The 24,853-nt window shown below is 49.6% G+C and carries 23 protein-coding genes; 9 read left to right on the forward strand and 14 right to left on the reverse strand.

Translation table 11 applies throughout. The annotated features are described in order from the left end of the window. Positions 1-143: 143 nt before the first annotated feature. The 5 genes from AOV_RS04055 to AOV_RS04075 form a co-directional block, all read right to left on the reverse strand. Positions 144-1,040: a hypothetical protein gene (locus AOV_RS04055; RefSeq protein WP_233497125.1), complete on the reverse strand. Its 897-nt coding sequence runs from the start codon at positions 1,038-1,040 to the stop codon at positions 144-146. A gap of 179 nt (positions 1,041-1,219) precedes the next feature. Continuing rightward, entirely contained in the window at positions 1,220-2,557 is a 1,338-nt protein-coding gene (locus AOV_RS04060; protein WP_075139403.1) for a M16 family metallopeptidase, read from the reverse strand. 4 nt (positions 2,558-2,561) lie between these two features. Continuing rightward, positions 2,562-3,902 carry a M16 family metallopeptidase gene (locus AOV_RS04065; RefSeq protein WP_075139402.1) on the reverse strand — a complete coding sequence of 447 codons (1,341 nt, stop codon included), beginning with the start codon at positions 3,900-3,902 and terminating at the stop codon, positions 2,562-2,564. 54 nt (positions 3,903-3,956) lie between these two features. Beyond that, positions 3,957-4,469, reverse strand: a complete 513-nt coding sequence (gene lspA, locus AOV_RS04070) for a signal peptidase II (RefSeq protein ID WP_075139401.1) — start codon at positions 4,467-4,469, stop codon at positions 3,957-3,959. A 78-nt stretch (positions 4,470-4,547) separates the two neighbouring features. After that, positions 4,548-5,456 carry a bifunctional riboflavin kinase/FAD synthetase gene (locus tag AOV_RS04075; protein ID WP_075139400.1) on the reverse strand — a complete coding sequence of 303 codons (909 nt, stop codon included), beginning with the start codon at positions 5,454-5,456 and terminating at the stop codon, positions 4,548-4,550. A gap of 68 nt (positions 5,457-5,524) precedes the next feature. Between AOV_RS04075 and grxC the strand changes: the two genes are divergently transcribed. Continuing rightward, positions 5,525-5,767: a glutaredoxin 3 gene (grxC, locus tag AOV_RS04080; protein WP_075139399.1), complete on the forward strand. Its 243-nt coding sequence runs from the start codon at positions 5,525-5,527 to the stop codon at positions 5,765-5,767. A gap of 117 nt (positions 5,768-5,884) precedes the next feature. On the opposite strand, the gene prmC is transcribed toward grxC, so the two are convergent. The 5 genes from prmC to panC all read right to left on the reverse strand — a co-directional run bounded on the left by prmC (position 5,885) and on the right by panC (position 10,516). Continuing rightward, positions 5,885-6,691, reverse strand: a complete 807-nt coding sequence (gene prmC / locus AOV_RS04085; protein WP_233497126.1) for a peptide chain release factor N(5)-glutamine methyltransferase — start codon at positions 6,689-6,691, stop codon at positions 5,885-5,887. A gap of 221 nt (positions 6,692-6,912) precedes the next feature. Next, positions 6,913-7,710: a type I methionyl aminopeptidase gene (map, locus tag AOV_RS04090; RefSeq protein ID WP_075139397.1), complete on the reverse strand. Its 798-nt coding sequence runs from the start codon at positions 7,708-7,710 to the stop codon at positions 6,913-6,915. Between the two features lie 2 nt (positions 7,711-7,712). Then, entirely contained in the window at positions 7,713-8,948 is a 1,236-nt protein-coding gene (gene sucB / locus AOV_RS04095) for a dihydrolipoyllysine-residue succinyltransferase (protein WP_075139569.1), read from the reverse strand. 100 nt (positions 8,949-9,048) lie between these two features. Beyond that, positions 9,049-9,564, reverse strand: a complete 516-nt coding sequence (locus tag AOV_RS04100) for a gamma carbonic anhydrase family protein (RefSeq protein ID WP_075139396.1) — start codon at positions 9,562-9,564, stop codon at positions 9,049-9,051. 103 nt (positions 9,565-9,667) lie between these two features. After that, a complete protein-coding gene (gene panC, locus AOV_RS04105) occupies positions 9,668-10,516 on the reverse strand; it encodes a pantoate--beta-alanine ligase (RefSeq protein ID WP_233497127.1) in 849 nt (282 codons plus the stop codon). A gap of 130 nt (positions 10,517-10,646) precedes the next feature. Here panC and AOV_RS04110 point away from each other — a divergent pair, with 130 nt between their 5' ends. After that, positions 10,647-11,789, forward strand: coding sequence for a D-alanyl-D-alanine carboxypeptidase family protein (locus AOV_RS04110; RefSeq protein WP_117374477.1), 1,143 nt, complete (start codon positions 10,647-10,649; stop codon positions 11,787-11,789). On the opposite strand, the gene AOV_RS04115 is transcribed toward AOV_RS04110, so the two are convergent. Together AOV_RS04115 and AOV_RS04120 are read right to left on the reverse strand one after the other, a co-directional pair. Continuing rightward, the gene (locus AOV_RS04115; protein ID WP_075139395.1) at positions 11,776-13,005 is read right to left on the reverse strand and encodes a protein-disulfide reductase DsbD family protein; all 1,230 of its coding nucleotides are present in this window, start codon (positions 13,003-13,005) and stop codon (positions 11,776-11,778) included. The genes AOV_RS04110 and AOV_RS04115 overlap by 14 nt on opposite strands. A gap of 42 nt (positions 13,006-13,047) precedes the next feature. Further along, complete coding sequence (locus tag AOV_RS04120; RefSeq protein WP_075139566.1) at positions 13,048-13,314, reverse strand: FAD assembly factor SdhE; 267 nt, start codon at positions 13,312-13,314, stop codon at positions 13,048-13,050. Positions 13,315-13,432: 118 nt separating this feature from the next. Between AOV_RS04120 and AOV_RS04125 the strand changes: the two genes are divergently transcribed. From AOV_RS04125 to purH, 5 genes are read left to right on the forward strand one after another with little or no spacing between them, the layout of a single operon-like run. After that, positions 13,433-14,521 carry a M50 family metallopeptidase gene (locus AOV_RS04125; RefSeq protein ID WP_075139394.1) on the forward strand — a complete coding sequence of 363 codons (1,089 nt, stop codon included), beginning with the start codon at positions 13,433-13,435 and terminating at the stop codon, positions 14,519-14,521. Positions 14,522-14,526: 5 nt separating this feature from the next. Further along, a complete protein-coding gene (gene bamA / locus AOV_RS04130) occupies positions 14,527-16,866 on the forward strand; it encodes an outer membrane protein assembly factor BamA (protein ID WP_075139565.1) in 2,340 nt (779 codons plus the stop codon). Then, on the forward strand, positions 16,853-17,413 hold the full coding sequence (locus AOV_RS04135; protein WP_075139393.1) for an OmpH family outer membrane protein: 561 nt from the start codon (positions 16,853-16,855) through the stop codon (positions 17,411-17,413). The genes bamA and AOV_RS04135 overlap by 14 nt, the downstream gene beginning before the upstream one ends. 4 nt (positions 17,414-17,417) lie before the next feature. Then, the gene (fabZ, locus tag AOV_RS04140; RefSeq protein ID WP_075139392.1) at positions 17,418-17,861 is read left to right on the forward strand and encodes a 3-hydroxyacyl-ACP dehydratase FabZ; all 444 of its coding nucleotides are present in this window, start codon (positions 17,418-17,420) and stop codon (positions 17,859-17,861) included. A 15-nt stretch (positions 17,862-17,876) separates the two neighbouring features. After that, positions 17,877-19,418 carry a bifunctional phosphoribosylaminoimidazolecarboxamide formyltransferase/IMP cyclohydrolase gene (gene purH / locus AOV_RS04145; RefSeq protein ID WP_075139391.1) on the forward strand — a complete coding sequence of 514 codons (1,542 nt, stop codon included), beginning with the start codon at positions 17,877-17,879 and terminating at the stop codon, positions 19,416-19,418. Between the two features lie 11 nt (positions 19,419-19,429). Here the strand turns inward: purH and pgsA are convergent, their stop codons facing one another. Then, the gene (gene pgsA, locus AOV_RS04150) at positions 19,430-19,972 is read right to left on the reverse strand and encodes a CDP-diacylglycerol--glycerol-3-phosphate 3-phosphatidyltransferase (protein ID WP_075139390.1); all 543 of its coding nucleotides are present in this window, start codon (positions 19,970-19,972) and stop codon (positions 19,430-19,432) included. Positions 19,973-20,676: 704 nt separating this feature from the next. On the opposite strand from pgsA, the gene AOV_RS04155 reads away from it, so the two are divergent. Both AOV_RS04155 and AOV_RS04160 read left to right on the forward strand, forming a co-directional pair. Then, the gene (locus AOV_RS04155; RefSeq protein WP_075139389.1) at positions 20,677-21,981 is read left to right on the forward strand and encodes a cbb3-type cytochrome c oxidase subunit I; all 1,305 of its coding nucleotides are present in this window, start codon (positions 20,677-20,679) and stop codon (positions 21,979-21,981) included. A gap of 90 nt (positions 21,982-22,071) precedes the next feature. After that, positions 22,072-24,009 carry a lytic transglycosylase domain-containing protein gene (locus tag AOV_RS04160; protein ID WP_233497128.1) on the forward strand — a complete coding sequence of 646 codons (1,938 nt, stop codon included), beginning with the start codon at positions 22,072-22,074 and terminating at the stop codon, positions 24,007-24,009. 27 nt (positions 24,010-24,036) lie between these two features. Here AOV_RS04160 and AOV_RS04165 read toward each other — a convergent pair whose 3' ends face one another. Continuing rightward, positions 24,037-24,657 (reverse strand): SURF1 family protein, encoded by a 621-nt coding sequence (locus AOV_RS04165; RefSeq protein WP_233497129.1) that lies wholly within the window; start codon positions 24,655-24,657, stop codon positions 24,037-24,039. Positions 24,658-24,853: the final 196 nt, after the last annotated feature.

Below are 24,853 nucleotides of genomic sequence, written 5' to 3' on the forward strand. Positions count from 1 at the left end.
TGAGCCTGTGCACACAACTGTGCCTCGCGCAGTTACGTACACCTTTCATGCCTTCACGTCAGGCTAGTTACCCACTAAGCCGCAAAACCAATCATAAGCTTGTAGGACAACCAATACACGCGAAGACGGCGCCAGTAGTAGGACTATTGTTGCGGGCTACGAGCATTTATAACGCATTTAACGCAGACCCCGGAGGTTTCGCTCTCGAGCCCCATAAGTGCGTTGATCCAACCTGTTCCTCGTAAAATATCCTGGGCCGAGTTTCGTTCCACCCTGGAGTCGGGAATACGCGCATCCCCGGTTGCTGCACCATCCGAAGCGTCATGCGCTCTATGTGCCGCAGAGCCGCGAGATGACTCCCCCGAGGTTGCCACACGAGCGGGATCAGACTCTGAAGCTACAACAACAAACATGTTTATGCGAGGTGTAGCCCCATCAGTAAAAACTCTGACACAAAATAGCATGAGGCACGAAACCGAAAACACCGCAACTGCAGCAATGAACACAATGCTTTCTACGCTCTGAACTCCAGAAATCAATGAAGGAATTGAGGGTATAGTTTGCAATCCCCCAACTATTACCCCGCTAGCCAGCGCTGCAGTAATTAGTGAACACGCAATAGCGCACGCTAGCACTGTCTGAAACACCCCATAGCCAGCCTGCACTCCGTGCCTACGTACACTGACATCGAATTTTCTGTTTGAACAACCAAAAGGAGCTTGTATTGTGCCGCTGGCATGCTGCACCCTACCGCTACGACTTTGCAGAGCGGACATAATAAACACGAATGTTCCGCTTATGAGGAATAACACTGTAGAGGCCACGGCGACAATAAAAGCCGGAGCGTACCACGAAAACGCAAGGCCAGAAGACAGCGTGTAGGCAAACGCGAACGCGGCAACTGTAGCGAACACCGTAGCACAAAGAACCCCCAGCCTGAAGTACACATTGCTGATGGGCTTACGCAGAATCAGGGACCTTACACCGCCCCCAATGTCATCGTCATGATCCCCCTTCACATACCCTCGATAATAAAACACGGCCCCCGCCGCTGCGTACAGTATACTCGCTATCTCCCGCAGTGAAAACCACAAACCCTAACGGTGGCCGTGGGACGGCAATATGCAAAACATCTTGCTGCACACAAAAGCGTGGCACCGCAAACTTCGCGGCCCGTAGTGGATGCGCTTAAAACGTGTAAGTAGCACGTCATGGTGGGCTAGAGTACCGACCTACCGCCAATATTGTTCCGCACACCCACTTCGACGACGGAGAGGTCACCCAGCACTTCTCGCGCAACTTCATTGACTTCTTGCAGTGTTATGGAGTCAAAAAGTGCGTGGTATTCCGATATGTAGCCAAGTTCCCTGCCCTGCAACTGCAATCTCATCAGCAAATCCGCCACAGAACCCGTATTTAAGAAGGTAAACACAAAGGAATCAAGAATATCGGCCTTTGATATGTTGAACGCCCGCTCGTCCAGCCCATACGCTTTGACTTTCTTTATCGCGTCAGCAAGCCCGTCAACCCCGCGCTTAGCAGTTGAGTTGTCAGTGTACAGAACACCCAACATCAAATTCATGTGCCCTTCGTTATGCAGGAAGCTACCCACTCTGTACGTGATCCCAAGTTTCTCACGCAGTTCCCGCATCAATACTGAATTCAATGCAGTGCCACCTAGTGCGTTCGTCAGGAGCTGCATAGCATGGTATCTCCGATCTGTGATTTTTACACCCTGCCCCGCAAACATGACAACACTCTGGGGAGCGTCGTACTCGATATATCCCCTGCTACCTATGTTCGCATCAACTGGACTTACCTCCTTGAGGTTTTGCCCCCTACTTAGCCGCGCAAAGCTTGTGTCGAGCATTTGTGACAGGGTTTTTTCGTTGACATCCCCCACTACCCCGATAACTATCTGGTCGAGATCAAAAGTTTCGCGCTTGTAGCGTGATATGTCATCCAAAGTTATTTTGTCTATATCTTCAGTGTTACCCCTGGGCGAGCGGCCGTATGGGTGATCACCGAACAACACGCGCCCTATTCCGTGCATCGCCAGCTCAGAAGGTTCAGTTGCGCTATGGCGCACCGCAGATTTTTGGTGCTCCTTTTCCTGCGCAAAAACTCCGGCGTCTATTCGCGTATCCAACAGGCAGCGACCCAACATTTCTAGCGCTAGTCCCAGGTTATCTGACAAAGTCTTCAAAAAAATATACACATTTTCGCGGTCAATGGAGACTGACAGGTCTATCCCCCGCTCAGTTAGCTTTTTAAGGGCACTGGCACCCTCTTCAACCTCAGAATGCGGCATAACTAAGGAGGCCAAATATGATAGACCGTGCTGCCCTTCAGGGTCGTAAGCTGACCCAGCTTTTTTGAACGCAATTGCCACAGACACTATCGGTAGGTTGTGCTCTTTCAGATACCAATATCTGATGCCATTTGGAGTGTTTGCACTGCGTACATCCACAGTTACCCCATCAGCAGCAATACACTCGGTCCCAAACAGCACAACACTGAGGAGGAACAGAACGCGTAATAAAGGGTTAGCACTCATACAATCAACCTCCTACTATAATCTTAGGTAACAAATGCCCTTCCACTGCGGGATTGGTAAAAATTCCCTTTATGGCAGCGTTTACGTCCTCGACCCGGATGCTTTTGATGGCGTCTACTACATCCTCCATGGAAATTGCGGGAGAACCAATAGCCAAAAGCCCTGCATAAAACCATGCCCTATCCTCAATACCATCAAGGCCATACACGACACGCGCCATGCCCCTGTACTTGGCATTTTCAACAAACTTCTTGGACACTCCAGAGGAGACCAGCTGTTCGATCACACGCTTGACCTCGTTGCTCGCAATATCGGGAGAAACACCTGGCGCAAGATTTATGTCTATGGAGACTGCCCCACTACTCAGCTCCTTAGCGTTGTACGAAGCAGAAACGCGTGTGGCTACGCGCTGTTTGCGGACCAGCTCATCATACAGTACCCCAAACTCGTCCCCTGCAAGCACATCTGCGGCCAGAGCCGCTGCGTAGTAGCTGTGCAAGCCTTCACTTTTGGCAACACTCGGAGTCCGGTAGAGCACAAACATTTCCGGATCCGCCACAAAGGCGCTTTCCATTTTGACGGTTACACCCGCCCTGTGCGGGGGTTCTAGTTTTGCATCAGCATTGCGCTCAACTGCCCCACTATTGTTTGTTAGGCCACCGTAGTGAGCCTGTGACAGCTCCATTACTTCCTCAAAACTCACATCCCCTGCCACCAACAATATTGCGTTGTTGGGGTTATAGTACTTGCGATAGAAGGCCTTGACATTTTCCATGTCGTAGTTCGCTATTTCGTGCTCCCAACCAATTACTGGCCTGCCGTAGCCGTTACGATAGAAGATGTTCACAGCTTCTTCATCCAGTAACCCGCGCGGGGTTGCTTCGGTGCGCATTTTTCTCTCCTCAAGCACAACATTACGCTCGCGTTCCATGTGTTCCACAGTAAGGTCCAGGTTGCGCATCCTATCAGCTTCCATCTCCATCATCAGCGGTAGGTGCTGCTTTCCCACCAACTCGTAGTATGCAGTATATGCAGTGGAAGTTAGCGCATTGAAGCTTCCACCAAGCCTACCTATTGTCTCGGAAAAGTCTTGTACTTTCTTCGTACCAGTAAACATCATGTGTTCAAGAAAGTGGGCGATGCCCGAAAGGCCAGGCGGATCATCCATACCTCCTACCCTGTATACTAGCATATGTAGCACTATCGGGAAGCGATTGTCTGATATCACATAAACCTTCATCCCATTCTCGAGTTCCGCAACTTGCACACCTTGTAGTTTCGCGCAAAATGCGGAACCGCAGAAAAGGGAAGCCAACAGAAAGCTCGCTACAAAAAATTTGTTCATCGCCCCTAGTCCAAATGAAAAATAAGCCTTGTTCAAGCAATAATAGTGAGACAGTTAATATTTCTTAACGGAGAGCGTATCGGGATCTCCACTTGCCTCTACACGCGCCTTGGCATGATATATTATTTCAAGGCACAGGAAACAAATAACCCCGCACGTCACACAGACATCCGCAAAGTTGAAAGCAGGCCATTGGAACTCGCCCACATGCAGACTTATAAAGTCGTACACAGCACCGAACCTGAGCCTATCCGCGAGGTTACCCAAGGCCCCTCCTATTACCACGCCCATACAGAACGTGCTCTTGTTACACTTAGACTGCACAAACAGCACAAACAGCATCAATATGACTCCGAGAGAGACATACGTGAAGATCAAGTTGCTGCTCTCCAACGCACCAAACATGCCAAAGCTAATTCCCCTATTCCAAACCTCTACCAAACTGCAGAATTTTAGAACCTCCGTAGCACCTGATTTTGAATACCAATCGATCGCGTACGCCTTGCTCGCTTGATCAAGTGCAAAGATGAGTATAATAGCTATCACACCAACAATTTTACTTTTCACTGTACACCCCTACCAACTACACAACCCGCAGTTTAGCATAAAAGTGAGAATTGTGACATAGGGAGCGCAAATGTGCGACTAATGCCTTTGCTTTACGTGGGATATGTCTTGCGCTATTTGCTGGATCAGTTGGTCAGTATCATGAAATTTACGTTCGGGTCTGAGGAAGCTAATAAGCTCCACATTAGCCCATTCCCCGTAAACATCCTTATCGAAGTCAAAAATGTGCATCTCCAACAATGGGCACGTTTCTTCGGCAAAGGTAGGCCTTGTGCCTATGTTTACAATGCCAAGCAACCAGTTGTTTGCATCAAAACGGACTCTAGCATGGTACACACCATTTTTCGGTAGCACAGTGTGATCTATGCTCAGATTTAGTGTCGGGAACCCTATAAGCCTCCCTCTGCCCTGACCTTTCAGCACCCTCCCACTTATGACATGACGCCTGCCCAGTAACAAATTTGCAGTTTCAATATCACCCAACTGTAAGCACTCCCTAATGCGAGAGGAAGAGCACACATGCCCGGCTACTACGTACTGCGGCACTCCTGTAACCCCGTATCCGCATGCTGCAGCGTGTAGCTCAAGCAATTTTAGATCGCCAGCACACTTGTGCCCAAACACGCAGTCCCCTCCTACAACTATGTGTCTGGCCCTACAACCGCTAACCAGCACATCGTGAATGAATGCACGGGGTAACATCTGTGCAAATGCCTGCCCAAATTCCACGACGTACAGGTAATCCACTCCGCAAGCCTCTATTAGTTTCACCTTCTGTTCGAAATCTACTAGTAAGAAATTCTTTCGCTGCTTCAAAAAGGCGGCAGTATGGGGAGAGAAGGTCAGAACCGCAGAGGGCAAAGACAGTTGCGCGGCGCGCTGGGTAAGCTCTGAGAATATCCGCGCATGCCCAAGATGTATTCCGTCAAAGTTGCCGAACGTGAGTACTACCGCTTCTTTGCCCTCGTACCCGTATAATACTTCCATACAAAAAACTTTACATCCACATGCAGCCGTGCTAGCTAGAACGTGCACATCTCAGGAGAGGGAGCGATATGCGGGAGGTCCTCATATACACAAAGGTCCCCTGCCCCTATTGTACTAGGGCAAAGGCTTTATTCAACAAAAAAAGTGTACCCTTCAAGGAGATAGATATTACTAACGACCCCGCCGCTATGAGCGAGATGATAGAACGCTCAGGGAACAGGACCGTACCGCAGATTTTTATAGATGGTGAGAGTATAGGGGGTTGCGATGACCTGTACGCTCTGTATGAATCCGGGAAGTTGAAGTTCTAGAGCGTAGCGGTCGTTCAGGTTTTGGGCGTAGTCCAGCGTGTGTAGCGTCTCCAGCGCCCCCAGTGCGCAGGCCGTACCTAGGGTAGAAACCAGCGCACCGGGAGGGGGTTCTACACCCTAGGGTAGCAGTTTTAGGATTACGCACCTGCGTCTGCCTGCAAGGTCAAGCTCATACCCACAGAAGCCTATATTCCAGCGCAGTGCCTCGTTGCGTATGGCACCTTGATCCTCACCAATCTCCAGAATTGCCTTGCCAGACGGATTCAAGCATCTTCTCAGAACCCTAAAAATCTGAGTGTACTTTTCCATGCCTCTGGCTCCACCATCCAAAGCCTGCAACGGCTCGTGCTGCCTGACTTCACGTTGCAGATCGGGTATTTTGCACCTCCTGATGTATGGAGGGTTACTCACTATTAGGTCAAACTTCCCTTCACACAGCTCCCAACTTGCACAGTGCAACCTAACTCTTGCAAGCATGGAGTGTTGCACAAAATTTTGTCGCGCAATTCGGCAGGCCTTTACACTCCTTTCAAACGCAATTCCAGTCGCATGCTTATAGTGCGATAGCAGGGCAATCAAGATACACCCAGTGCCTGTACCCAGATCGGCGATTGTGAGTCTGCAATTTCGGTTCTTGTAGATCTTGATTGCAGAAGATACAACAGACTCGGTGTCCGGCCTGGGATCGAGAACGTCTGAATTGACTATAAAGTCCATACCCCAGAATTCTCGCCTCCCCAAAATATGTGAGACTGGCTCCCCTGCCAGACGTCGGTTCAGTAACGCAAAAAACCTATCGGCACGTTCTCGTTCCACCGGCATGTCAGCATCCACCAACATTGCAACCGCGTTTATACCCAGAACATGCTGCGCAATGAGTTCTGCATCTAGCCTTGGGGTGGCCACGCCAGCGTTTTTTAACATAGACGCAGCCTTGTCTAGCAAGGTAGCAATGCTCGTTGTTTGTGCCATAAACAATACCTGATTCGGTCACACAGAGACGAAGATGTGAGAATCCTGTTTCGCGGCCTATGAAACCCTGCAATAAACAATACAAAAGCTGCGCCCTTTTGCAAAGCTAAGATCCTCCCGGCAATGTCAGACATTTTCTCGCGGGCAGGGCGCGTGGTAATTGAGCTACGTGCCTACTGATACGGCGGGAAGCCCCAATTTTTTGGTGACATGGTAAAAACTTCCACCCCATCTTTGGTTACTCCCAAAGAATGTTCGAACTGCGCTGAGAGGGAGAAATCCCTGGTCATTACGGTCCATCCGTCTTTCCTGCTCACGAGAGTGTGGTGTTTGCCCGCATTTATCATGGGCTCTACTGTGAAAAACATCCCCTCCTGCATCACAGTGTCATCTTCCTCATCATAGTAGTGTACAACATTGGGCGGTGCGTGAAACACCTTGCCGATACCATGGCCACAATAATCACGCACAATTGAGTAACCATATTTGTCTATTGTTTCCTCAATCACCATGCCAAGTTTGTTGAGTTTTTGCCCAGGTTTTACATGCTCAATCGCAGCCCACATTGCCTCATACGCAGCCTCGCAAAGGCGCTTAGCTTTTATCGCGGTGTTTTCTCCAACCCAGTACATCCTGCTTGTGTCCCCATGCCAGCCATCTAAAATTACCGTAACATCTATGTTTAGTATGTCCCCATCCTTGAGTGCAACATCATCTGGAATGCCGTGGCATACTACACAATTTTTTGAAGTACAAATAGACTTAGGATACCCGCGGTACCCCAGGGGCGCAGGCACGGCGCCAGCACCTGTGATGAAAGAGTGGCACAGATCGTTCAGGGTGTTAGTAGAGACCCCGGGTTTGACATGGGGAGTTATAAAATCTAGCACCTCAGCGGCTAGCCTACCCGCTTTACGCATGCCTTCAAAATCTTTCTCAGAGTGAATAGTTATGCCCCCGGTCAAGACCATACCTAAATTTCAAGAGACATCCTGTTTGGGTCTTCTATATATTGCTTAACGCGCACAAGAAAGGTCACAGCACCTTGGCCGTCTACTATTCTGTGGTCATAGGATAGCGCCAGATACATCATGGGCCTAATTTCAATGTTCCCACCAACCACAACGGGACGTTCCTGTATTGCGTGCATGCCCAAAATTCCTGATTGTGGGGGATTGATAATTGGTGTGGAGAGAAGAGACCCGTAAACGCCCCCATTGGTGATGGTAAACGTTGCACCAGACATATCGGCAACTGTAAGCGTTCCCCCCCTAGCCTTCTTACTCAGCATCACCAACTCTTGCTCCAACGCCGCGAATGACATAGTTTCAGCACCGCATATCACGGGGACTACCAATCCCTTGTCCGTACCAACTGCAACCCCGATGTTACAGTAATCACGGTAGATTATCTCATCCCCCGAAATCTCCGCATTGAGAACTGGTATCTCTCTAAGTGCCAGCACCACAGCCCTGATAAAGAATGACATGAATCCCAGCTTCACCTCGTACTTCTTCTCAAAGCCTTCTCGGTATTTGCCTCTGAGTGCCATAACAGCGCTCATATCCACCTCGTTGAAAGTGCTGAGCGTCGCCGCGGTATTTTGCGATTCTTTCAACCGCGATGCTATTACCTGGCGAATTTTGCTCATCTTAACGCGCCTTTCCCCCGGCACGCTTACGACACCATCAACCTCATCATATACGCGTTGATGTGGAACAGATCCCTTGCTCACATCGCCTACAGGCTTGGTGATTTTGCCAGAAGCCCTATCGGCAGGTGAGGAGCACCCACCAGCAACAAACTCATCAATACCGGGAATGCAGGGACCAGCAGTTGGCTTCTCCTTGACAGCAACTTGAACTTGTTGCTTATCCCCTTCCTGCGTTGCCGGCTTGGTATCCGGAACCACAACTTCAGCCTGCTTAGGTTCTGGCACTGCAGCAGCGCTCTGAGAAGTACCCTCCTGCTTACTAATGACCGCCAGAACCTGGCCCCTGGTTATTATCTCCTCGTCCGACACACGTAGCTCTGTGATAACACCGGCAATCGGGGTTGATATTTCCAGAGAGGTTTTGTCGGTTTCAACCACAAAAACCACCTCCTCCGCAGAAACTGTATCTCCAACCTTTTTCAGAACCCGTACAGGAGCCTCCAATATGGACTCCCCACCGAGGTTATCGGCTTTTATCTCTATAGTGTTACTCATACAAGCAGCTTGCCCAATAAAACGAACCATATGCCGGACAGACGTACCGCCAGTCTAGGCATCAAACCACGAAATGTCAAACCATAGATCAGAGCAGGGCCTATAGATACGATCTGGACAATGCAATATACCCATCAGCTGACTGTTGCAGATATGCTAGCTCTTGATCCGACAGCATCCTCATGTACTTGGCAGGTCGCCCTCCCCACAACTCGCCAGATTTTACCACCTTACCTCTCGTTAGCAAAGACCCAGCAGCCAGCATGCTGCACTCTTCCATGAGGGCGCGATCCATAACCACGCACCCCATACCTACAAACGCTTTGTCCATGATGGAACACGCGTGCAATATGCAGCCGTGCCCGACAGTTACAAATTTACCAATCTCGGTATCACCGTATTCTTGGTCGACATGTACGACGGTATTATCTTGAATATTACTACCTTCACCAACAACAATTTTCCCCACATCACCTCTGAGAACCGAGCCAAACCAAATGCTCGCGCTCTTTCCCACCGTTACCTGACCTATTAGGTGTGCATTTTCTGCTACAAAGACAGTAGGGTCTACGGACGGAAGTGTACCCATGTAGCTCGTAAAAGACGCATTACCCATTACACGCCCTCACCGCATATTCAGTAGGTTTAATGTAACACAGAGTCTGGTCGCGGTCACCCACTTCAAGGGATACAGCTGCATTAGTTCGCAAATCTTGAGACTAGGCCAGGAGAATATTGTCTATCAGTCGACAACATCCCAAATTTACAGCCAAAAAAACCCTCGCAGGCCTGCTGAAAGTTTGTATGCGCTCAAGCGTGTTGTTATCGCGCACCTCAAGATAGTCAACCTTAAATCCCTCTTGTTCGAGACGCAGCTTGCCGCGCGTGATTATCTCCTGTTGATCATCCGGAGCGTCAGACAGATTTTTCCCAACCTCAAGTAGAAATTTATACAAAAAGCCTGCCTTGGCGATTTCCGCGCCGTTCAAGTATTTGTGCCTGGAAGATAGCGCCAGCCCCTCCGGGCTCCTCACGGTGTCCCCCTGTAATACGTCTACACCTATGTTAAGATCACGGAATAGCTTCCGGGTAAGGCACAACATTTGGTAGTCCTTTTCTCCGAGAATCATACAGTGCGCATTCGTCTGCATAACCAGCTTTATCAGTACAACCATGATTCCATTGATAAAATTGTGCCTGGATGCCCCACACAGCTCACGCGCCATAGGACCCACATCTACACCGGTGGAAAAACCATCAGGATACATACCCTCAACACTTGGGATGTATACAACATCAACACCGGCATCGGCACACTTTTTGCAGTCTTCCTCCTCGCACCTCGGGTATTTTTCATAGTCCTCACCCGGAGAAAATTGTAGGGGGTTCACGAATATACTCAAAACAACCACATCAGCGTGTTTCTTCATCTCGTGCACTAGTGAGAGGTGCCCGGAATGCAATGCACCCATCGTTGGCACAAGCCCTACCCTGCGCCCCGCAAAGGGGCGCAGCACCCCCTTCATGGACTCTACATCCCTAACAATTTTCATTATCTTAAAACCCACCGATGCACTGCGCCGCCCCAAGTTGTAGCCCGGCCATCTGGTGCTGTCTACAACAATGTGGTGAATTTTGTTATTGATATAGAGGCCGCACACAAGTATAACTGCCCGTGTTTTAGTCTAGTATCCTGCTGTGACCAGGCGTCTTCTGCTTAGCTTTTCCGTGCTCGCGCTCTTCTGCTTAGCGTTGGTTCCCACCTGCCCTTTGCACGCACTCAAGATGCATACAAAGGCGCCGCACGCAATTGTGTATGAGCTGGGCTCCAGAACAGTGCTCTTTGAGCATGATGCTGACACTGCAACATCACCTTCTTCCATGAGCAAGCTGATGACGTTGTATCTCGTGTTTCAGCACCTTCACGCCGGCGTGATCAAGATGGAAGACACATTCTCCGTTAGTGAAAGTGCGTGGAAGCGTGGTGGCTCTTCTGCATTTTTAAAAGTTGGGCAAATGGTCGCGGTGAGTGACCTCATCAGGGGAGTTGCGGTATCATCTGGTAATGACGCATGCATTGCACTTGCAGAAGGGGTTAGCGGCTCGCAAGAACAATTTGTGGAAGACATGAATGGTTTGGCGAAGGAGATGAATCTGACCAATAGCAGCTTCACAAACGTAACCGGATGGCCGGACGAAGGGCACGTGATGTCAGTTAGAGACATACTAACGCTGTCGGTCAGGATATTCGAGGACTTTCCCGAGTATTACCACGTGTTCGGCGAAAAGCAATTCACGTACAATGGCGTAACTCAAAAAAACTACAATACCTTGCTCAATTACAACGTGGGGGTGGATGGGATAAAGACCGGTCATACCGAAAAGGCGGGTTATGGAATAGCTGCATCAGCACAGAAGGATAACCGTCGCGTTTTTGTCGTTGTCAACGGGTTGAAAACCGAGACTGAAAGGGCATATGAGACCAAACGGTTGCTGCTGTATGCTTTCAATCGCTTCGAAACCAAAGTTATCTTCCCCGCCGGAAGCATAATAGGTGAGGTAAAGGTGTGGAATGGCAGGAGCAAAGCAATTAAAATGCACGTCCTCGATGATGTAGTCATAAGCTACCCAAAAGACTTATCCAAGGGCGTGAAGGCGTTTATCTCCCATAAAAGTATAGTGGCTGCTCCGGTGAAAAAAGGCCAGGAGATAGGAGTGCTTTCAGTGCAGATACCTGGCATGGCAGATAAAGTGTTTCCAGTCTACGCCGCTGCAGAGGTTGAAGCTCTGGGCCCAGTGCGCGCGTTTTTCAGATCACTAAAGCACGCTATTCTGCGCTAACTTTGGAATTTGGGCTCGCGTTTAGGTGCTTGCTCAAAATCTCAAGAATCGCTTTCTCGCTAAAAATTTGTGGCATGGGCCCCACGGATTCCCCCTTGACGTATAGCTCGTAAAACGGAATGCCACCACCACCGCGCTCATTCAAATATTCGGCAATAGTGCTATCCATATTGGTCCAGTCCGCCTTCATGTATGTGACACCATGCGCGCGCAGAAAACTCTGCACCGGTGCGGATTCAAGCACTTTTTCATTAACCTTACAGGTAAGACACCACTCGGCTCCCACAGCTAAAAACACTGTTTTGCCTTTTCTCAACAGCCTTGCTAACCTTGCCTCGGAAAACTCTACCTGCGCCAGCTTCCCATACTCGTGATCGTGCCCACGAAAGCGATCAATATACACAGCGGAGCCAACGATAAAGAGCGGTAAGAGCACAACCAAAGCCTTGGATGCCTGCATTTTTACACTGGACATAACTCGCAGAAACCATATCCCTGATGACACCACAACGATTGATAACGCCGTCGGTAGTAGGACATGTATGCCCTTCTGGCTCACTAGAACGTGCAATAGCCACGCGGAAGTTGCATACATCGGGAATGCAAGAAACTGCTTAAGGTACTCCATCCACTGTCCGGGTTTCGGAAGTAGGCGAGTCAGACCCGGGGAGCATGATATAACCAGATATGGAAGCGCCATACCCAGCCCCATGACCTGAAATATTGCAACAGAACGCGGCCCTGGTTGCAGTAGGGCAAAGCTCACTGCTGACACCATGAACGGGGCCGAGCATGGAGTGCCGATCAGTGCGGAAAGAACCCCGGCAAAAAAACTTCCAACATTGTGCGCAGCCATCGCACTGATGAACGGCACTTTGATGGATAAGTCAAAAAAGCCAGAAAATGACATGCCCACAAGAAAAGTTACGTGTAGTAGGCCAATAACCAAAGCTGGGGATTGCATCTGAAACCCCCAACCAAGAAAGTGGCCTGCAGAGCGCAGCAAAAGCAGCGCCAAAGATAAGAGCAGCATGCTACTCATAACCCCGGCCGTGTAGTACACCCCATCCACTACGGTATCCCACCTACTTTTTGAGCTTTTCCGTACTATGGATAACACTTTCAGCGACAATATGGGAAACACGCAAGGCATTAGGTTGAGCATCAAGCCCCCAACAAGCGCAAGCATTAATACGTTGAGAAATGTACGTTCCATAAGCTACCTCTGAATACCACCCTGGTGTACACCACCGCCTAGTCACTTGCCGGACGCGCATGCCGATATGCGAGACACAAGCGCCTTGTCTATAGAATCAGGCACCGGCCGCCTACCCACTACATAGGAATATAGCAACTCATCATCAAGCTCTACTATCTTCTCGTACCGCACAAGCTCCTCCTCGTCCAGTAGGGCGAGATACCTCTCAGCAAAGGCGCCCAAAAGTATGTCAGTCTCCTTGCAGCCCCTATGTGTACTTCTGTAAAGCAACCTGCGTTTTCGCCCTTCGAGACCAAAGTCATCCATTCCACAAACACCGCGCTCACTGCAGCCACCACGCAGGAACTTTATACCGCACAATACTGTTGTCAAGGATATAAATATGATATAACATGCTCCTGTTTCGAGCTTGTCGAGTATCCTTATGGTTTCCTTAGCGCGGGTGTTTGGCGCTTTTCAGGAGGGTTCTTTCTACATTGCCTCCTTTCTTCTTGTACTTTCCGTAGTTGTGTTCGTGCACGAGTATGGGCACTACTCGGTGGCAAAGTTGTGTGGGGTTAAGGTAAAGACGTTCTCCCTTGGATTCGGGCCCGAGCTGTTTGGAATCACGGATGGGTCGGGCACTAGATGGAAGTTCAGCCTGGTACCCGTTGGAGGGTACGTAAAGATGCTCGGCGACACGCAGGAGGATAATCTCTCTGAGGGTGAGAAGTCTTTCGCATTCAACGAAAAGCCGTTGTGGCAGCGGTTCGCCGTTGCCGGTGCCGGGCCGCTAGCAAATTTGCTGTTTGCCGTATTAGTATTCTTCGTGTTGTTCGCCACTAGGGGGGTGATGAGCCCGATGCCAATAGTTGGTGCCGTACTTCCTGGAAGCACAGCAGAGAAGGTCGGGCTCATGGTGGGTGACAGGATAGTTGAGGTTGACGGGCATGAGGTTTCGTGGTTTGAGGAGATACGACATTATATCGCCGGGAGCCCAAATCAAGAGTTTACAGTGGTGTTCCTCCGCGATGGCGTGCAGCATTCTATCAAACTCTCTTCGGATGTGTGGTCTGACGATGCACGTAGGTTGGGCATAGCTGCTAACATATCCCCGGAGACCACTAGGGCTAGGCGTCTGCCCGTAGTACGGGCCGCGGTTGAGTCCTTCAGGTGCATCTTCAGAATAGTAAAAATAACCCTGGTGGCAGTCGTGCAGCTTGTGACAGGCGCTCGTGGCATAGACGAGCTTGGCGGGCCGGTTAGGATTGCTAAACACTCTGGTGAGTCAATCAGAAACAAAGAGGGATTGTGGTTTGTAGGGTTGATCTCCGCAAACTTGGGGGTTGTCAATCTCCTCCCCATACCTATGCTCGATGGGGGGTATATGCTGCAGTATGTCCTGCAGGGAGTTTTCCGCAGGAGAACCATAAATCCCAAGTATCAGAATGTCATGATGGCTATAGGCTTCGTGCTCCTGGTATCTATGATGGTTTTCGTCACCTTCAATGACGTCAAGAGCATTTTGAAGTGAGTTTTATGAGATACGTCCCTGTTTTTGTTTTGTGTGTGATCACGTGTTTGTCCGTAGCGGGGCCTATTGTTCCCACTAGCGCAGCTGCTGGCGTGACAAGAGTCAAGGTAGTGGGCAACGAGAGGCTTGATTCTGGTACCGTGCAGTTTTACGCCAAAGTACCCTTAACAGGGGATGTTACGCAACCTGAAATAGACGAAGCGATAAAAAACCTATATGCAACTTCTCTCTTTTCCAGAGTCAGCGTTCGCGTAGAGGGGAATGAACTGGTAATCAGAGTAAAGGAGAACCCTGTAGTAAGGAGTATCAAAATCGTAGGCAACAGGGTGTTCTCTGACAAAAATCTTGAGAATGACGTACTCAAGATGAAAAAGATGAGTATTTTCACGGAGGCAAAGCTCAAGCGAGATCTGTCAACCCTACACGCGCTTTACCAGAGTAGGGGAATGCTGGGCGCAAAGGTGTCTTATGCAGTTAGGCGGGCTCCGCATAACGCGGTGGACATAGTGCTTAACATTGTTGAAGGAAAGGCCACCCGTATCGGTGAAATCAGGTTTGTGGGCAACAAGGCGTTTTCGTCCAGCGAGTTGAGGGCAATAATATACTCAAAGGAGCACAAGCTGAAGGAGGGTTTTGGCTTATTCGGCGGTAGCACAAAGTTCTTCGCAGAGCGATTAGTGGCGGACCAGTCCATTCTACGTGAGTTTTACACCAGCAGGGGGTTTCTTGACTTTAGAGTCAAGTCCGTGGTGTCAGAGGTAAGTCAGGATCTAGCACGCGCGGCCGTGGTATTCTCTGTAGAGGAGGGAAAGAAATACCAATTCGGCGAAAGCACAGTGACCGTGAGTGACATAGCGTACAGTTACGAGGGCATAGAAAAAGACCTGCTTGAACTTGTGCTATCAAAAAAGGGCGGGGTGTTTGACGCGACTATGGTAAATGGATCAGTGGCGCGTATAACTGCTCACCTTAATGAGCGCGGTAACTTGTTCGCCTCCGTTAAGAGCGACTACGACGTACAGGGTGACGTGGTAAATGTGAAGTACAGCATATCCCTGGGGCATAGTGTCTACATACATAGAATAAACATACTCGGCAACAATAGGACGTTAGACAACGTCATACGGCGCAAGCTCGGCATACACGAAGGGGACGTATACAGCACGGGCGCTGTTAGGCAGTCACGCAAAAGACTGGCAGATATGGACTTTTTCGAAACTGTAGATGTAGAAACTCAGAAGATCTCTGACAGCTTGGTAGATTTGAATTTCAGGGTGAAAGAGCGTGGTACCGGTTCGTTTGACATAGGTGCTGGCTTTTCCTCAGAAAGCGGCCTCGTTGGAAAGATTAGTGTGAGAGAGCGCAATGCGTTTGGCGCTGGGAAGATGGTCGCATTCGATCTATCTAGGTCCATGACCAGCTTGTCGGGAACGCTTGATCTGGTAACCCCCAATGTGCTCGACAGCGACGTTGCGTTTGGTGTGGGGGTGTTTTACTCACAGCAGGGCAGCCCATCTTCCTCTGGCGGTACTCTCGGTGGGCTGCTTTCTTCCTCCGAAGGCTCATTTAGCAGCACCAACGCGGGGCTTTCCACACGGCTGTCATGCAACCTCACTGATAGTGTCGCCGCGTCTCTGCAATATTACTACAAGTACCATAGCATACATAACATAGGGGAATCAGCCTCCATTTACATAAAAGAGCAAGAAGGGCGGCATTTTGATTCTGCGGTGGGTTATTCACTAGTCTACAGCAGTCTGGACAGCACTTACAAGCCCAGCACCGGGGTGTTTGCTAAGGTGAGCCAATTGTTTTCTGGGATAGGGGGAAACTTACACTACGTCAAGACAGAAGCCTCAAGCGCTCACTTCTTCCCGGTGTTCCGCAGAATACATAACGACATAGTGTTGAAGGTTAGGCCGTCCTTTGGGTATGTGTTTGCATATTCAGGTGAAACCGTAAAAATAGGACAGAGGTTCTTTGTGGGAAACAGCGAAATCAGAGGCTTCGCCGCTTCGGGGATCGGCCCCAGAGACCGCAATACCAAGGAATCTTTGGGTGGCAAGTTGTTCTACGGGCTCACCACCCAGCTTGACTTTCCCATAGGCCTGCCGGAACATTTAGGTATTAGGGGCTCAGTGTTTGCTGATGTGGCAAGCTTATCTCGGTTAGACTCAGGAGTCGGCGGGTATGATACTAGTGACCTGCCAAGGTTGTCCATAGGGTTTGGGTTCTCTTGGAAGTCTCCATTTGGGCCAGTAAGGATAGACTTCGGGTTTCCCATAGTGAAGGAAAAGTTTGACATTAAAGACAGAATTAGGATTTCCACGGATGCAGGTATTTAGAATGCGCAGATTTCTCACACTATTTTTCTTTGTACTCCTTTGCTCGTCGGGTGCAGGCGCAGAGGATGCGTCGGTTAGCAGACCTGTATTGTTTATAGATTCGGAAAAGGTGCTGGGCGAGGCATTGGTCGCTAAGGACATTAGGGCGCAGTTGGATAGAAGGCGCACTGAGCTGCAGAGTACGTTTTCCCGTAGAGGCGAGGAGTTACGTAAGGGCGAGGATGAGCTAATAAAGCAGAAAAGCATATTGAGTTCCGAAGCGTTTGAGGTAAAAGTTGCGGAATTTAGAAAGGAGGTCGACTCTTTAAACAGGGATGCGGCGGCTAAAATGTCTGAGCTCGAAGGTATGTACAGCGGCGCCATGGAACAGGTTTATAATAAAGTCCAGCAGATCTCCAAGCGCTTGGCTGGCGAGCTTGGTGCCACAATTGTGTTCTTCATACCCAGAGGCCAGGTTGCCTACGTGGAAGACTCGGCTGATATTTCTGAGCGGGTGCTGGAGGCCCTTAATAAGGACCTGTCAAGGGTAAGCATGGGGGGAAGCTAGCTAGATGACCATAGCGCTTGACCACAAGCAGATTATGCGGATGCTGCCCCACTCGTATCCGTTCTTGCTGGTAGACAGAGTTCTGGAGTGCATTCCCGGCAAGTCCATAGTTGCACTAAAGAACGTAACCTTCAATGAGCCGTTTTTTGTAGGACACTTTCGCAACAATCCGGTCATGCCTGGCGTGTTGATTATAGAGTCTATGGCCCAATCTTCGATGCTGTGCGTCGTAACCAACCGCAAAGAGGATGAGGCAGATGGGAATCGGTCAGTGTATTTTATGTCGATAGATGGGGCAAAGTTTCGCAGGATGGTTGTCCCGGGCGACACCCTAACGATAAAATCGGCAGTGATACACATGCGCGGCACCACCTGTAAATTTCAGTGCCACGCGTACGTTGGGGACGAGCTGGCATCTGAGGCACAAATTTTGGCAATGATGGGTTAAGGTAACGCAAGAACAATGACTGCTTCATCAACGGGCGGGACAGCTCTGATATCGGTGTACGACAAGACAAATATTGAGAAACTAGCCCAGTTTATAGCGGCAAGAGGGTTTCGCATAATAGCGACAAAAAACACATGTGGCCTGCTGCAGCAGGCTGGTGTTGCTGCAGTTGAAGTTTCGGAATATACCGGATACCCAGAGATGATGGACGGCCGAGTTAAGACTCTGCACCCCAAAATATTCGCCGGCATTTTGCGTAATGGAGACAGTCATAATTCCGAATTAGACAGGTTCTCTATAGACGCGATTGATCTTGTCATCGTTAATCTATACCCCTTCCAGAGCTTCGCGACCACTAAGGCCGCGGATGGCGAGGTGGTGGAACAGATAGACATAGGCGGGGTGTCGCTTTTAAGGGCTGGAGCTAAGAATTTTCAGCACGTTACGGTTATACCTGATGTGCACGAATATGAGGGGCTGATGCAGGAAATGTCCAATAACCAGGGCGCAACAACACTAGGGTATAGAAGGCGCTTGGCCGCCAAAACTTTCGCCACCATATCTTCTTATGACTCATGCATTCATGCGTGGTTAAACGGCGCAGAAGCGCCAGACATGCCACAAGAGATAATAATACGCGGCAGGAAAATTCAGGATTTGCGCATTGGTGAGAACCCGCATCAGAAAGCTGCCGTGTACAGTATGTACCACGATAGCTCGCCTATGGCGTTGCCCATCGAGCAGATGCACGGCAAAGAGCTGAGCTTTAATAACATCGTCGATATAGAGTCTGCCGTCGCGATAGTGGCCGAGTTTGATGTTCCAGCAGTTTCCGTAATAAAGCATGGGAACCCCTGCGGGGTGGCAGTCTCTAGCGCGGACATAGATGACGCCTATGAGAAGGCAATTACTTGTGACCCAAAAAGCAGTTTCGGGGGAATAATAGCGTGCAATAGGCAGGTTACAGAGGAGATAGCGCACAAAGTCGCCGATGTATTTGTGGAGGCGGTGGTTGCCCCGGGTTTTGCTGAAGACGCACTGAAAGTATTGTACGCAAAAAAGAACTTACGTGTAGTGAGATGCACGCCCTACACCGCAAGCAGGTTGGTTTTCAAAAGCACGCTTGGTAGCGGCTTGCTGATGCAGGAACGTAACTGCAGCGCGATAGGTATCGACGACCTGCTCAAGGTCACAACTAAAACAGCGTCCCCCATGGTACTGCAGGATCTGCTATTCGCATGGCGAGTATGCAAACATGTAAAGTCCAATGCAATTGTAATGGCGCGCGACGGGCGCGCCATAGGAGTGGGAGCAGGACAAATGAGTAGGGTTGACAGCGTAGAACTTGCCATCAAAAAGGCGCAAGACTGTACTGGCGCCGTTATGGCATCTGACGCATTTTTCCCATTTGCAGATAGCATACATCACGCCGCAACTGCAGGCATATCCGCCATAGTGCAGCCTGGTGGCTCTTTGCGGGACAAAGAAGTAATAGAAGCTGCTAACGATAGTGGCATTGCGATGTATTTCACGGGCCTCAGGAGTTTTTGTCACTAGCAGGAAGAAGGTCAGATTCCGGTTTTCTCAACCGCAGTACGAGTATACAGATACATGGAATATACCGACAATGCGGCTGCAATCCACAGAAGAAGTTCCCCAATGCGTGTTACAACTCCCCCATCACCGACTACGAGCACTCCAGTTGCGGTCATTTGCATCACGGTTTTTAGCTTACCCATGCCACTTACTGGTAAACTAGTGCCCGCGGCAACAAAGAACTCACGCATTCCAGACACTAGAACTTCCCTGCAGACGATAACAACAACGCATACAACGTTCAAACCTGTTATCTGCCCTACGTATACCAGCATTATGAAGGCAGAAAGGACTATAAGCTTATCAGCAACCGGGTCAAACAGCCGACCAAACTTAGATTGCGCCCTCCACATGCGAGCCAGGTATCCATCAAGAAAATCGGTTGCACAGGCAAGTAGAAATATGGTCAAGGTCACGTACCGGGCACACCCGCAACCTACGTAAAAGCTGGAGACCACGGCGGGTATGGCAAGGACCCTAAAAATGGTCAGCATATTGGGCAAAACCTTCCTCAAGCCACTCCCCCCCTCAATTCACAGCGCGCCCATCGGGACATCGAATACCAAGAGACCTAACAGCCGCGCACCGGACCTGTGGAAAGCGCAACATCCACTACGCCTAAAGAAACTAGCATAAAAACGCTCACCGCGCTGACACGCCTGTTTAAACCCATAAACAGTTCTATAATGGAGGCTTTCCGGGTTTACTGCAAGTCTAAAATACGCCAAATTGCCACGAATTAGTGCAATACCTGACCATTCTATGGCTGAAAATTACCACACCTAACAAATGGCACCTACCTTGAAAATTCCACAATGAGCATAATGCCCATTCCGGCCAGGCTGTGGAGGGTAACACAACAACGTGAGGTTATTAACCCAAATGTGAGTATGTTTTCAAGATTCCATTTGGGAACAATTCCAACACGCTGTTTGGTTTATCCATGCCAGATATCCACCCAGCTACCCCGCATGTTGATAACTCACAGACATTATTCACGCAGCCACTACCGGCCTCTGTAGCCGATGACGCAACATATTGGCAGCCGTACATAGCGTTGGTACCGCCGCAGGCAATGTTGTGCCCTTGCTACATTTTCAATGCGTGACGTAGCTGTTAGAAGCCCTTGCGCGCGGTTATACCGCATTATGGGATAACCTTTTTATTTGCTCGCGATAGTAATTACATATACTATGTCCCCGTCTTAACATGGCTTTATATGGCTTTCGTTGATGACAGCAACGCAAAGACTTGTCGTGGATGGGTTTTGGTCGGAGTCCACGCACTGGGAATCTCCGGCATCCTGTCAATACTGGTAGTCTTCCTAAGAATGCCATTTCTCAAGTCAGTAATTGTAGACGCTGACCGGGTGTTTGGCCTGTCACTAGTGCTACACGTGGACCTTTCGGTGATAGTGTGGCTGTGTTCGATGTCCTCCGCGCTGATCAGTATGACCGTACACCATAAGCCAAGATATCTTGGACACTGCTGGATGGTGGCAGCAGTAGGCACTGCATTCATGGTGTTATCAGCGCTCTTGGGAGATGCGGTTCCGGTAAAAAGCAACTATGTACCGGTCATAGATCACTGGTTTTTTTTCATAGGGCTGGGTCTATTCTGCTGCGGGGTACTGCTAAATACTCTACCCTCAGTAACGAGGCGCAGACACCAGCACACTGACTTTCCCATGTTAGTGGGAATACACGGAATGTCTGCCATGATGACCGCGGCAGTGTTTTGCTTCATAACCGCATATTCTGTGACCGACAAAAACCTGGAAAGTCTGGTGTTTTACGAAAGGGTCTTTTGGGGAGCGGGGCACCTCTTGCAAGGTGTATTCGGACAAGCGTTTTTGGTGGTTATACTGTTGAAGATCAGGCATGGACGCTTCACACATCCCTACCTGATCAGCACAGTGTTCGCGATAAATGCCCTGTCCGTCATTATTGCGTCTGCAGCACATATTGTTTACCCGCTAGATTTCGCGCTACTAGCCGAATTTTTCACATGGCATATGCGGATAGCAGAGGCTGTTGTGCCTGCCTTCTTGATAGTGTTTGCGAGCAGCAATCTCAGAACCTTGTTGCAGCGCGACAACAGACATTTGCTTTATTCCACAGTAATGTTCACTTACGGCAGCATCCTTGGCATTCTCAGCATGCATGGCACAGTCACAATACCTGCTCATTACCACGGGTGCGTTGTCGGAATGACAGCAGCTTTCATGGGATTTGTATATCTCATGATGCCACAGTTTGGTTATAGGGCAGTCAGTCAGACCTGGCAAAACATACAACTGCTCGTGTACAGCGCGGGGCAGATGCTCCACATAACCGGATTAGAGTTGCTGGGAGGATACGGGGCCTTACGTAAAGTGACCCATCTGCCAGATGCCGCATCAGCCGCTGCTCGTTACTGTTTTTCAGTGGGCGGCGCCATGGCAATTATGGGCGGGTTCCTTTTCGTTATGCTGGTTTTAGTGTGTGTGTATCGTGGAAGGGAAACAAAACATGGCACCTCATAGGTGTGCTTACCCCAAGGGTAGCCTAATTTGCGGTGTGCGGTATTTAAAAATTTACCACACACGCGTACCATCAACTCGAGGGTGTCTCAGGTGAAAGTAGGGCCTGCGACAGACAGAGGTCGCTGGCGCGAAGCGCTTAGTTGGGACACAACACCTTCGTCTGTTCCCCCTAGTTACGTCATCGCCGAAAATTCTATGATCACCGGTTCTTTGCGTCATCTACTGTTGCGCATGGCATGCGTCTTCCTTATGTTGCCGTCAATAGCCAACAGCTCTGGCTCAGACATAGTGGTTCCGTGGACGATAAGAGAGCCAGAAATGCGCGGCCTTTCCAAAATGCTTGAGCACACCAACAAAGGGGACTACAAAGCAACGCAACGTATCGCGAAAAGGCTGGGTAAGGAGTACGTAGTGCTTGCACAGTGGCTGCGGTTACGCCACGACTGCGTCTCTCAAGAGGAGGTAAACGACTTCAAGGCAAACCACCCGGAGTGGCCAAGCCCTGTTGAACGCACAAAAACTGCCGTTATGACGTCTATATCTGAGGTCAAGCCCGAATGCGGACGTCTTAGGAAAAGTGCGGTCTTCCTGAACTACAGCACCCTACCAAGAGATGCGCTCATATCAGTGGCAAACCGGCTACTGTGGACAAAAAGAATACGTGCGGCGGAGTACATCGCTAACAACCTTGGGGAAGAGGGCCTGACTACCACAGCAAGAATAAGCTTTAGACGCAATAAAAAAGACCTAGACAGCATAGCTGTGTCACCCGTTTTTGCGTCTATGAGCTCCGACTTTGGGCTAATGTATGACTACATATCTTGGTACATCAAGAACAGGCAGATCAGTGAAGAAATATTGCTTTTAATGTCTTCGATGCCCAAAGACCAAAAATACCACAGGGAGCTTTGGTACCTCTATAGGTTGTACATTGGTGAGATCATGTACTACAAACTCTCCAGGTTTTACGGCACCGCGTACGCACTAGCTAGAGACTGCACCAGACTTGTGGATGCCAGTACATTGCCCGAAGTACACTGGCTGTTGGGGTGGATCGCGCTTAAATGTCTTGAAGACCATGAAGCAGCCAGCACACATTTTACAGACTTTTACAACACAGCGAGAACGCAAGAACACAAAAGTAAGGCCGCCTACTGGGCCGCGCGCTCTGCCGAAAAGCTGGGTAATGCTGATGAATCTCTCGGGTGGTTTAGGCTTGCAGCACTGCATAAGACAACCTTCTATGGCCAGCTTTCTCTCCTGCAGCTGGGCGTGAACAAAGTTCTGCTTGATACAAAAACCATCAGGTACAGTAACCTACACTACCTGCGTTGCAGGAAAAACCTGTTTGCCAAAATAGGGTATATGTTGTCCAGAGCACAGCGCGATGATATTGCAGATCTGTTCGTGCAACATGCAATAAAAACCACTAATAGCCCGGAGATTGCTGGCATGATAACTGAGCTTGCCCTTTCAAGTGGCAATACTCACTCTGCGCTTAAAGGTGCAGAATATATAGGATCCAAGCTTTTACTGCCAGCGAGTCTTTACCCGCAACAATATTTGGCAGTGCACGATGACCACAAAGAAATAATGCTATCGATGATTAGGCAGGAGAGCAAATTTGACAAAAAAGCCAAAAGTCGGTCCAACGCGATTGGGCTAATGCAATTACTGCCGTCAACCGCAATGGAATTGGCGCGGGATTTACAGGTAGAATACCAAGAGAGTAACCTCTTGGACCCAGAGTATAACATAATGCTGGGGCGTCACTATCTAACAAAGCTGCTTAAGACATATAACAATTCTCTGGTATTGGCCTTGGCGGCTTATAACGCGGGGCCGGGAAATGTGAACCTATGGCTAAAAAACCTAGGAGATCCGAGGAAGTTGGAATCACCAGGAGAACTTGCAGAGTGGATAGAGTCCATACCATTCCCAGAAACTCGCACATACATACAGAGGGTACTTGCGAATTTGCATGTGTACAACGGAATGTCTGGCAAAATTATGACCCTGGGCCAGTAACAGGACTGAGTGTCTGTGCCCCAGTATTTACCGCACAGAGCGCCTTGTTCCACGTATGTAGTACACATACCCCAACAACCAAACCAGTGCTAGGGAGTACCACGTTATGGCGTATCCAAGATGGTCGTTCCTGACTACGAGCGCTTGATTGGCGCGTAATCCGCCAGAAACGGCTGTGTGATCACCCCACAATATGCAAGACTCCAGATCGGGAAGGCCGATGTGCTTTGACATGTTTTTTACGTCAAACCAAAACCATAGATTCTCCTCCGGATCGTTCCGCACCACCCATCTCACCAGACTTCTCAGTTTGCAGTGCAATACGCCACCGACTGATCGTGCACCTACATCGCGAGTGCTGGATACTGCATTGATGTCGGTAAACACTCCTCTGTTTACCAGAACTCGCCTACCATCCACCAACAAAAATGGCTGCAGGAAGTAGTATCCTATCTTGCCAGCGAAGACCCTTATATGCTTCTCGTCCTCAAAGACGCCTTGTAACTTCACCTTCCTGTACGCGTAAGTGTGCAGCTCACCAGCAGGAAGGACTACGGGATCCATGCGCATTGTTTCAATAATGTGCAACTTCTCTCGCAACCGCAGGAACTGCCACGTCCCCAATGATAGCAGCAAAGCAAAAGGCACAAGGCAACACGCAACCAGCAGTGCACACCCTGCGCGACCGTGCGTCTTAAAACACATCATGCACCCCACAGAATGCTCGCCCTACCCGCAAGATTTGCATAACACAAGGCTGCTAATGACCTAGAGGCAACACCACGCTCAACACCTTCCCGGAGTGTATGCTACTTTCTTGTTGACACAAAGTAATTTAAGTGTC

Origin of the sequence: Anaplasma ovis str. Haibei (genome assembly GCF_002214625.1) — a bacterium.
In the GTDB taxonomy this organism is placed as follows: Bacteria; Pseudomonadota; Alphaproteobacteria; order Rickettsiales; family Anaplasmataceae; genus Anaplasma; species Anaplasma ovis.